The 9,881-nt window shown below is 71.5% G+C and carries 8 protein-coding genes and 1 pseudogene; 5 read left to right on the top strand and 4 right to left on the bottom strand.

What is annotated here, in order from left to right; genetic code table 11:
• From NQ160_RS12390 to NQ160_RS12405, 4 genes and pseudogenes are all read left to right on the top strand, one after another.
• A pseudogene (locus NQ160_RS12390) lies at positions 1-384 on the top strand (argininosuccinate synthase); the annotation flags it as partial.
• A 112-nt stretch (positions 385-496) separates the two neighbouring features.
• On the top strand, positions 497-3,136 hold the full coding sequence (locus tag NQ160_RS12395) for a penicillin acylase family protein (protein WP_257515537.1): 2,640 nt from the start codon (positions 497-499) through the stop codon (positions 3,134-3,136).
• A gap of 110 nt (positions 3,137-3,246) precedes the next feature.
• Positions 3,247-3,933 carry an SRPBCC family protein gene (locus NQ160_RS12400; protein ID WP_257515538.1) on the top strand — a complete coding sequence of 229 codons (687 nt, stop codon included), beginning with the start codon at positions 3,247-3,249 and terminating at the stop codon, positions 3,931-3,933.
• Positions 3,930-5,378, top strand: a complete 1,449-nt coding sequence (locus NQ160_RS12405) for a phytoene desaturase family protein (RefSeq protein WP_257515539.1) — start codon at positions 3,930-3,932, stop codon at positions 5,376-5,378. The genes NQ160_RS12400 and NQ160_RS12405 overlap by 4 nt, the downstream gene beginning before the upstream one ends.
• Positions 5,379-5,446: 68 nt before the next feature.
• Here NQ160_RS12405 and NQ160_RS12410 read toward each other — a convergent pair whose 3' ends face one another.
• Positions 5,447-7,165 carry a glycosyltransferase family 2 protein gene (locus tag NQ160_RS12410; protein ID WP_257515540.1) on the bottom strand — a complete coding sequence of 573 codons (1,719 nt, stop codon included), beginning with the start codon at positions 7,163-7,165 and terminating at the stop codon, positions 5,447-5,449.
• 221 nt (positions 7,166-7,386) lie between these two features.
• On the opposite strand from NQ160_RS12410, the gene NQ160_RS12415 reads away from it, so the two are divergent.
• On the top strand, positions 7,387-8,616 hold the full coding sequence (locus tag NQ160_RS12415) for an alpha/beta hydrolase (protein WP_257515541.1): 1,230 nt from the start codon (positions 7,387-7,389) through the stop codon (positions 8,614-8,616).
• Between the two features lie 98 nt (positions 8,617-8,714).
• Here the strand turns inward: NQ160_RS12415 and mnhG are convergent, their stop codons facing one another.
• The 3 genes from mnhG to NQ160_RS12430 form a co-directional block, all read right to left on the bottom strand.
• Positions 8,715-9,071 carry a monovalent cation/H(+) antiporter subunit G gene (mnhG, locus tag NQ160_RS12420; protein ID WP_257515542.1) on the bottom strand — a complete coding sequence of 119 codons (357 nt, stop codon included), beginning with the start codon at positions 9,069-9,071 and terminating at the stop codon, positions 8,715-8,717.
• The gene (locus tag NQ160_RS12425) at positions 9,068-9,331 is read right to left on the bottom strand and encodes a monovalent cation/H+ antiporter complex subunit F (protein ID WP_306853263.1); all 264 of its coding nucleotides are present in this window, start codon (positions 9,329-9,331) and stop codon (positions 9,068-9,070) included. The genes mnhG and NQ160_RS12425 overlap by 4 nt, the downstream gene beginning before the upstream one ends.
• Before the next feature lie 2 nt (positions 9,332-9,333).
• The coding region (locus tag NQ160_RS12430; RefSeq protein WP_257515544.1) for a Na+/H+ antiporter subunit E at positions 9,334-9,881 on the bottom strand (548 nt) is incomplete at its 5' end.

A 9,881-nucleotide genomic window follows, 5' to 3' on the forward strand; every position in this document is an offset into this window, starting at 1 on the left:
TCCGCCATCAGCGGCTCGGTCACCCTGCGCCTGCGCCGCGGCGAGGACTACACCGTGCTCGACACCACAGGCTCGGCGATGTCCTACCACCCCGAGAAACTGTCGATGGAGCGCGTCGGCGACGCCGCGTTCGGCCCCACGGACCGCATCGGCCAGCTCACGATGCGCAACCTCGACATCGCCGACTCGCGCTCGCGACTCGAGCAGTACGCCAGCATGGGTCTCATCGGCGGCGCCACCGGCGAACTGGTCGGAAAGCTCGAGCGCGGTGGTGCGGACGAGATCACCGAGCACGCCGACCGCTACTCGGCCGAGCGGGAAGGTCTGGCAGAGGCCGTCGACGAGGCGTCGGAGTCGGCATCCTTCGACTTCGGCGCCGACTGAGCCACCCCCGCTCCCCCGGCCGCAACCGGTGGAGCGGGACGCGCGCCGAGTCGGGATAGCATTCGGAGGCGCCGTGTTCGAAGGGGATCCACGGCAGGACTGAGGATGCTCGATGACGACTCGCGGTGCCACGACGACCGATGACGATCCGTACGGCCTGCGCGCGGCCGAAGCCGAAGCTGCGGGCGGGCGGACACACCGCTCGGTGAGCCGCACCGTCGGCAGATGGCTGTTCGGCGTGGTCGCCGCGATCGTGGTGGTCGCCCTCATCGCCGCGGGCACCGTGGTGTGGACGATTCAGCGCTCGTTCCCGCAGCTGGAGGGCACTGTCGCCGTCGCGGGCCTGGACGGTGAGGTGCAGGTGCTGCGCGACGAGCTGGGAGTGCCCACCATCGTCGCCGACGCACCGGGCGACCTCTTCTTCGCACAGGGCTACGTGCACGCGCAGGACCGCTTCTGGGAGATGGACTTCCGCCGCCACCTGACCGCCGGGCGCCTGTCGGAGCTGTTCGGCGAGAGCCAGCTGCAGACCGACCTGTTCCTGCGCACCCTCGGCTGGCACGAGATCGCCGAGCAGGAGCTGACCGCCCTCGATGACACGACGCGCGACTACTACGAGGCCTACGCCGACGGCGTGAACGCCTACCTCGCCGACCACGACGGCGCCGCGGCATCGTTCGAGTACGCCGTGCTGGGACTGCAGAACGCCGACTACCGCATCGAGCCCTGGACGGCGGTGGACTCCATCGCATGGCTGAAGGCGATGGCGTGGGACCTGCGCAGCAACATCGAGGTCGAGACCGACCGCGCGCTCATGGCGCGCGATCACTCCTCCGACGAGGTGTCGGCACTGTTCCCCACGTACCCGTTCGAGCGCAACCCGGTCATCGTCCCGACGATCACGCCCGACGCGCCCTCTGCTGCGGCGGATGCCGAAGCGGATGCCGAAGCGGATGCCGCGACGGCGTCGATCGACTGGGTCGAAGTCGACGGGGTCATCGAGGCCGCGGCGCTGCTGCTCGGCGACGCCGGAGAAGGCATCGGCTCGAACTCGTGGGTGGTCTCCGGCGACCTGACCGAATCGGGCATGCCACTGCTGGCCAACGACCCGCATCTGGGCGCCTCGCTTCCGAGCGTCTGGCACCAGAGTCATCTGCGGTGCCGCGACGTGTCGGCGGAGTGTCCCTTCGATGTCTCCGGATTCGGGTTCTCGGGCGTCCCCGGGGTCATCATCGGGCACAACCGCGACATCGCGTGGGGCTTCACCAACCTCACCAGCGACGTCACCGACCTGTACGTGGAGCGGGTGGAGGGCGACCAGTACTGGCGGGACGGCGCGCTGGTGCCGCTTCAGACGCGCACCGAGACCGTCGAGGTGGCGGGCGGCGACCCCGTGACCCTCGAGATCCGCTCCACCGTCCACGGACCCATCGTCTCGGGACTGACCGGGGAGTTCACGGCCATCGCCGACGACCCGGCGACCGAGGCCGGGGCGGTGGACGCGCCCACCGGAGAGACCGAGTACGCCGTCAGCCTGCGGTGGACGGCGCTGGAACCGGGGTCCACCGCGGCATCCATCTTCGCCCTTGACCGCGCGACCGACTTCGCCGAGTTCCGACAGGCGGCGGCGCTGTTCGACGTGCCCGCGCAGAACCTGGTCTACGCCGACCGGGAGGGCAACATCGGGTACCAGACGCCCGGGCGCCTGCCCATCCGCGGCGCCGGTGACGGGTCACTCCCCCAGCCCGGCTGGGACTCGGCCTACGACTGGCAGGGCATGATCCCGTTCGACGAGCTCCCCGTGGTCTACAACCCCGACGAGGGATACATCGTCACGGCCAACAACGCCGTCGTCGACGAGGAGTACCCCTACTACCTCACCGGGGACTGGGACTACGGGTGGCGGGCGGCACGCATCACCGAGCTCATCGAGCAGAAAGCCGCCGCCGGTCCGCTGACCGCCGACGACATGCGTGACATCCAGGCCGACGCCCAATTCTGGATGGGCAAGCGCCTCGCCGCCGCCTACGCCGACCTGCAGACCGGCGATGAGCAGACGGATGCCGCCCTCGCGCTGCTGCAGGACTGGGACACGCAGAACTCCGCCGAATCCCCCGCCGCGGCGTACGCCAACGTGCTCTGGGACGAACTGGTCGCGAACATCTTCGTCGAGGAGCGCGACACAGAGGTGCCGGCGGGCAGCCAATCGCGGATGTTCCTCGTCGTGGACCGACTGCTGGAGGATCCGTCCGACCCCTGGTGGACCAATCCGGGCCTGGGCGTCGACGGCCAGCGCGACATGCTGGAGCGCACCGCGCAGGACGCCGCCGAACGCCTGTCGGAGCTGCAGGGCGATGACCCCGCGCAATGGGAGTGGGGCGACCTGCACGCGCTCACGTTGACCAACGAGACCTTCGGGACTTCGGGCATCGCACCGATCGAGTGGCTGTTCAACCGGGGCCCGTATCCGGTCGGCGGCGGAGCGTCGGTGGTGGATGCCAGCGGCTGGGTGCTCGGCAGCGGGAGTTTCGAGACCGTGACGGTGCCGTCGATGCGCATGGTCGTGGACCTCTCGGACCTTGACGCGTCGCGCTGGAACCACCTCACCGGTACGAGCGGGCACGCCTTCCACCCGAACTACACCGACCAGACCGAGACGTGGCAGCGGGCCGAGATGACCCCGTGGCGATTCAGCGATGACGCGGTGCGCGACGCGGCGACGCATGAGCTGGTGCTCGTCCCGGCATCCTGATCCCGGGGGACGGCGACGCGCGTGCCCAGCAGACCCGCCCCCCGGATGCAACCCCCCGACGGGCCGTGGAGGGCTCGCTTACGATCGGAGCACCGACGAGGGGAGCTCCCATGACTGCCGGCAACGCCCGCGTGATGCGCTGTACGCCCGACGATGTCTTCGCCGTCCTCGCCGACGGCTGGCTCTATCCCGTGTGGGTGGTGGGCGCCTCCCGCATGCGCGCCGTCGCACCGGAATGGCCCGAGCCGGGGTCGAAGATCCACCACTCGGTCGGCGCCTGGCCGATCCTCATCGACGATGAGACCGAGGTGGTCGAATGGTCCCCGTCGCGACGCCTGCGCCTGCGCGCCAAAGGCGGACCCATCGGCCGGGCTGTGGTGGCGATCGACGTGCGCGAGCACGGCGATGGATGCCTCGTGCGCATCGGCGAAGAGCCCGTGACCGGCCCGGCGCGACTGCTTCCCCGGGCGGTGTGGGCGCCGCTGATGCGCCTGCGCAACCGCGAGACGCTGCGGCGGCTGGCATTCCTCGCCGAGGGGCGCCGCCTCGAGCGACAGGACGGCGGCCAGATGGCGCGTCCCCACATCCCCGAGACGGCGGACACGCAGGCCGGCAGCGAGGCCCGCGACGACGTCGCCGCGGCGGACGAGGCACACGAGGCGGTGAAGTCCTCCGGCATGACCGATGCCCCGGATGGCGACGCCGCCGGTGACGCGACGGGCGACGATCGCGCGGCGGATGCCGGCCAGGCGGATGCCGGTGCGCACGAGGACCGGTCCGTGCACGGAGCCGTATGAGCACGCCCGACGCCGTCGTCGTCGGCGCGGGACCCAACGGCCTGGCCGCCGCCGTCACCCTCGCCCGGGCGGGGCTGGCGGTGCGCGTGTATGAGCGGGCATCGCAGGCGGGGGGCGGCGCGCGCACCCAGGAGCTCACCCTGCCGGGGTTCCGGCACGATGGATGCTCGGCCGTGCACCCGCTCGCCGTGGCATCGCCGTTCTTCCGCGCGTTCGAGCTCAGCCGGCGCATCGAGCTGCTGACGCCGCAGGTGTCGTTCGCCCACCCTCTGCCCGGTCGCGCCGGGATCGCCTACCGCGACGTCGACCAGACCGCCGCCGAACTCGGCCGCGACGGACCGGCGTACCGGCGCCTGTTCGCCCCGCTCGCGGCCCGCTCGCTCGAGATCGCGCAGTTCACGGGGTCGAATCTGGTCGGCATCCCGAAGCACCCGCTGACGGCCGCGCTCTTCGCCCTGCGCACCGCCGAGCAGGGCACGCCGCTGTGGAACGCACGATTCTCGGATGAGACGGCGCCGGCGATGATCACCGGGGTGTCGGCGCACGCCATCGTGCACCAGCCCTCGCTCGTGGGCGCGGGGGCGGGCTTGGCGCTGCAGGCCCACGCGCATGCGGGCGGCTGGCCGATCCCCCGTGGCGGCAGCCAGGCGATCGTCGACGCGATGATCGCCGACATCGTCGCCCACGGCGGCGAAGTGATCACCGACCACGAGGTGACGTCGCTGCGGGAGCTCCCGGCTGCCCGCGCGACGGTGATGGACGTCACGCCGCGTGCACTGCTGCGGTGGGCAGGTGACGAGCTGCCGCCGCGCTACCGACGCGCGCTGCACGCGTTCCGCTACGGCAATGCCGCCGCCAAGGTCGACTTCGCACTGTCGGGTCCGGTTCCCTGGGCCGATCCCCGCGTGGCGCAGGCGGGAACGGTGCATCTGGGCGGCACGCGACGCGACATCGCCCTGGCCGAGAACGAGGTCTCTCACGGGCGGCACGCCGCCGAGCCGTACGTGCTGGTGTCGCAGCCGTCGGTGCTCGACGACACGCGCGCGCCGGGCGACGCGCAGACGCTCTGGACCTACACGCACGTGCCCGCCGGCTCGACGGTGGATCAGCGCGAGGCGATCATCCGGACCATCGAACGCGCCGCGCCAGGCTTCCGGGACCTCATCCTCGACAGCCGCAGCGTCACCGCGGCGCAGCTGCCCGAAGAGAATCCGAACTACATCGACGGCGACATCAGCGCGGGGGCCGCGACCCTGCGCCAGCTGGTGCGCCGCCCGGTGCTCTCGACCGATCCGTGGCGCACGCCCCTCCCCGGCGTGTATCTGTGCGGGGCGTCGACCTCCCCGGGGCCCGGAGTCCACGGCCTGTCGGGGTGGTATGCCGCGCGCTCCGCCCTGCGCGAGACCTTCGGGATCCGCACGGCCCCTTCCCTCGCTCGCGAGTGAGTATTCGCGACGCCGAGTGAGTATTCAGGCCATCGAGTGCATCTTCCGGTCGCTGCGACCGCACCGGATCAGCGTCTGACGGCGCGGGCTCGTCGAACCACCTTCGCGGCGAGGTTGCGCGCACGCTCCAGCGGCATGTGTCGCACCGCCCGGGCGGTCAGATCGCGCAGCCGCCCACCCGGCCAGATGCGGTACAGCTGCACGGAACCGTCCTCACCGGCGCGGATGCCGCACACCCGACCCGCCAGAAGCGGCGATCGCTTCGCCTCGGCCAGCACCGCCGGCTCGGCCCGCAACGGCGTCTCGAACGTCCACCCGGCATGGCGGACGCGCGCGACGAGGGTTCCTCCGTGAGACGCATCGTCACGGGCGAACACCCGCAGCGGGTCGAGCTGCACGCGAGCGCGACCGCTCGTGAGGCGACCGCGCCCGGGGATCCGCCGCTCCGTGCGATCAAGGCCCTCGAGCAGGGTCAGCTCCACGCGATCGAGACGGAGATCGCGTGACGCGTCGCGAACGTGCGCCGAAAGGAAGTCCGCGCCGAGCTCCTCCGGCGGCTTCCAGAGAGTGACGGTCTTTGCGAGCGGCGCCGCAACGTCTGCGCCCGACTCCGTGGCCGCAGCGGAACCAACCGCCGCACCGGCATCCTCCCCCGCGGCCTCCCCCTCCGCCGGAACCCGCTCGAATGCGAGGGCGTCCGTCCCTTCCCGCCCGTCGCGCAGGAACCGCACCCGCACGGTCAGCGCGAGCCGTCCCCCGCGCGACCAGCGGGCGGATGCCACGTCGGCGCGGCACTCGATGCCCGCCTCGAACTCGGCGAACCGCAGGAGATCGTCGCGTCGCCCGGCGCGCAGCAGGGCCGATCGCACCCGCAACGGGAACGTGAGCCCTTCGGCCACACCCGGCCCGAACCGCTGCTGCGCGATCGGAGTCACGACGTCGAGGAAGCGCTTGCGGTACTCCGCGGGGTAGCGGACCATCCGCTTTCCCTCGAGCCGCGCCAGGATCTTGCCCCGGTACCAGTGGCGCAGCAGCGTGTCGCGCAGCGGCCCCGGCTCGGTGTGCTCATCGACGAGGTCCAGCACCCGTTCCAAGTGCGGAAAGTAGGTGTCCGGATCGATGCGCGCGGCGCTGGCGCTGCCGGGGTGCTTGACCCACGCGTAGCACGGGCGGCTCGACAGGATCGAGATCGTCTCGGCGGCGAAGTACGCCTGCATCACGAAGAGGTGGTCTTCCAGCCGCACCCGGCCCTCGGGAAAGCGGATGCCGTTGCGCCGCAGGAACGACGTGCGGAACATCTTGTGCGGGGTCAGCATCTCCAGCAGGGGGTCGACGCCCAGCTGCGCGTGCGGGATATCGCGGCGGAAGATGCCGGCCGGAATGCGGCGGCCGACGCCGACCTCCTTGCCGACGATGACGTCCGAGCCATGCCGATCGGCGTAGTCGCAGAGATCCTTGAGCGCACCGTCGAAGAGCCAGTCGTCCTGGTCGACGAAGAACACGTACTCGCCGCGGGCCGCATCGATGCCCTGGTTGCGGGGCGTGCCGGGCCAGCCGCTGTGCGGCAGGGTCAGCACGCGCACGTTCGGCCGGCGGCGCGCGACTTCGGCCAGCCGACCCTCGGTGGGCTCGCCCGAGCCGTCGTCGCACAGCAGCACCTCGAACTGACGCGCGCTCAGCGTCTGCCGGTCCAGCGACGCGATCAGTTCATCGAACCCGGCGCCCGGAGTGAAGACGGGGACGACCACACTCACGCGCACCGGCGCGGTGGATGCCGCTGCCGTCATGCTTCCGCATCCGTCGCGCGGAGCCCAGGGGGAAGGGAATCAGCGTGCCGCGCCGCCTCGTGCCCCGCGCGCAGGAGATCTCTTCTCATGCCTCCATTCAACACGGTCGGCGCGACGGCTGAAGGGGTTGCGTTCGGGCCCACGACGTGTTGCGCCGCAGCACGCGTTGCGAGCGCACAGAACACTCTTAGAATCAAACCCCCGTCCGGGAGGAAACCGCGATGCCCCTTGACCCGTTCTTCGCCGAGCGCCTTCGGGTGCACCGCCGGTACCTGATCCAGCGCAACGTCGACGCGGTCCGCGCCCGGATCGCGGGCTGGCTGGGCGTGTTCGGCGGCGCGGGAGCCGCCGAGGCCACCGGCACCGCGATGGTGCGAGTGTCCGGCACGGCGCGCGCGGCGCGAAGGTCCGGCGGGCGCGCTGCAGTGGGCGCGTCCAGTCCGGCGGCCGACACCCACGGCGGCGCCGACAGCGGCGAGAGTCGGGCCGCCGCTCCGGCGACATCCGAGCGCCCCGTCAGCACCCCACAGCAGGACCGTGCCCGGGCCCGCGCCCGGGCGCGGGCGAAGCACCGGCGCGCCGCCCTCGCGTGGGACCGCACCGAACTGGCGACGGTGGGCACTGCCGGCCCCGACCTGCGTATCGTCGACCACCAGGTGCCGGTGGCCGGCCATCCCCCCGTGCGAGTGCGCCTTTACTACCCGCATGCCGCGGGGTCCGACCCGCTGCCGGCATGGCTGACGTTCTTCGGGGGGGCCTTCCGCCAGGGCGGCATCGACTACCCGACGACGGATGCCGCGTGCCGCCGCCGCGCGGCGGAGGCCGGTGTCGTCATGGTCGCGGTGGACTACGCCCTCGCGCCCGAGCACCGCTTCCCGACGCAGGTCGAGCAAGCGTACGCGGCGCTGCTGTGGCTGCACGATAACGCCGCGTCGCTCGGCGTCGACCGCGAGCGACTCGGGGTGGCCGGCACTTCGGCCGGGGGGTGCATCGCGGCGGCACTGACCCTGGCGAACCGCAACCGGGCGGGCCTGCCGATCCGCCTGCAGCTGCTGGAAGTGCCGGTGACCGATCTCACCGGCGGGCACATCGACCTGGCGGCGACGCGCGCGCTCGGCATCCCGAGCTTCCTCGCGATGCGGGAGCTTCGGTCGATCGCCGGGACGTACCTTCCGCGTAGGGCCGACGGGCACAGCGAACTGGCTTCGCCGATGCGCGCGGCGTCGCATGCGGGTCTGCCGGAGGCTGTGATCCTCACCGCGGAGTACGATCCGCTGCGGCGGGACGGCGCCGAGTACGCGGCGCGGCTGCGCGCCGACGGCGTCGCGGCGACGGCGGTGCGATACCAGGGTGTGTCGCATGACGCGGCGATCTACACCGGGGCGCTGCCGGCGGCGCGGGAGTGGCACCGCCAGGTCATCGGCGTGCTGTCTCGCCTGCACGACGCCTGAGAGCGGGAATACTCACTCGGCGACGCGAATACTCACTCGCGAGCGTCAGCCGCCGGCGGCGGGCGGGGTCTCGCGGGACTGGGCCAGTCTCGCGAGCGTCAGCCGCCGGCGGCGGGCGGAGTCTCGCGGGACTGGGCCAGCTCGTCGACGAACAGGGAACGCTCGTCGATCGTGCCGTTGCGGTAAGCGGCGCGGCCCACCATGTGCGCCGACAGCGGCGCGGTGGCCAGCTGCACGAGCACGATCGCGAAGAGGAACGCCACCACCGCCCACGACCGCGCCGACAGCGCCACCGCAAGACAGATGAGGATGAGCCCCAGCACCTGCGGCTTGGTCGCGGCGTGCAGCCGGCTGGGCACGTCGTGGAAGCGCAGCAGACCGATCGCGGCCGTGAGGCACAGCACCGCCCCCAGCAGGATGAGGACGACGGAGACGATGTCGAGTACGGCGTTCATTGCTCGGTGGTGTCCCTTCTCGCGACGAAGCGCGCGATCGAGATCGAGCCGAACACACCGACGGCGGCGATGATCAGCAGCACCGGCAGCGTGCGCGTGTGGTGGTTGATGGCCATGTCCGCCCCGAGCAGGCACATCACGAGGGTGAGAAGAACGTCGGATGCCACGGCGCGGTCGAGGATCGACGGACCCTTGATGATGCGCCACACCGTCAGCAGGCCCGACACGGCGAAGATGACGTAGATGGCGATCAGCAGCATGTTCACAGCGGTGCACCCCCCTGACGAGGCGTCTCCACGCCCGCCGCCTGGATCTTCTCCAGCTGGGCCCGCGATCCCACCGCGCGCACGATCCGCGCCTCCCAGCCCTGGATCGCCCGTCGCTGCATGCGCACATCCTCGTCGCTCGAGACCCCGATGACGTGCAGATAGAGGATGCGCCGGTCGCGATCAGCCTCGACGACGAGGGACCCGGGGATGAGCGACGCGGTGACCCCCACGTGCGTCATGATGAGGTCGTCGTCGGTGCGCAGCGGCACGGCGACGATGGCCGTGCCCGGATACCGCGTGGGGTTGAGCACCTGCCACGCCACCAGCAGCGAACCGCGGACGACCGCGCCGAAGAACGTGACGACGAAGACGAGGCCCCACCAGAGGTTCATCCGGCCCGAGAGCTCCACCGGCGGAAGCCGGAACACGCGGGTGACGAAGATCGCCACCACGACGCCGCTGACCAGTGCGAGCACGGTGAACTGGCCCCACAGCAGCATCCACAGCGCGATCAGCCAGACGAAGAACGGCAGCTGGCGCC

The sequence above is a fragment of the Microbacterium sp. zg.Y909 genome, from assembly GCF_024626565.1.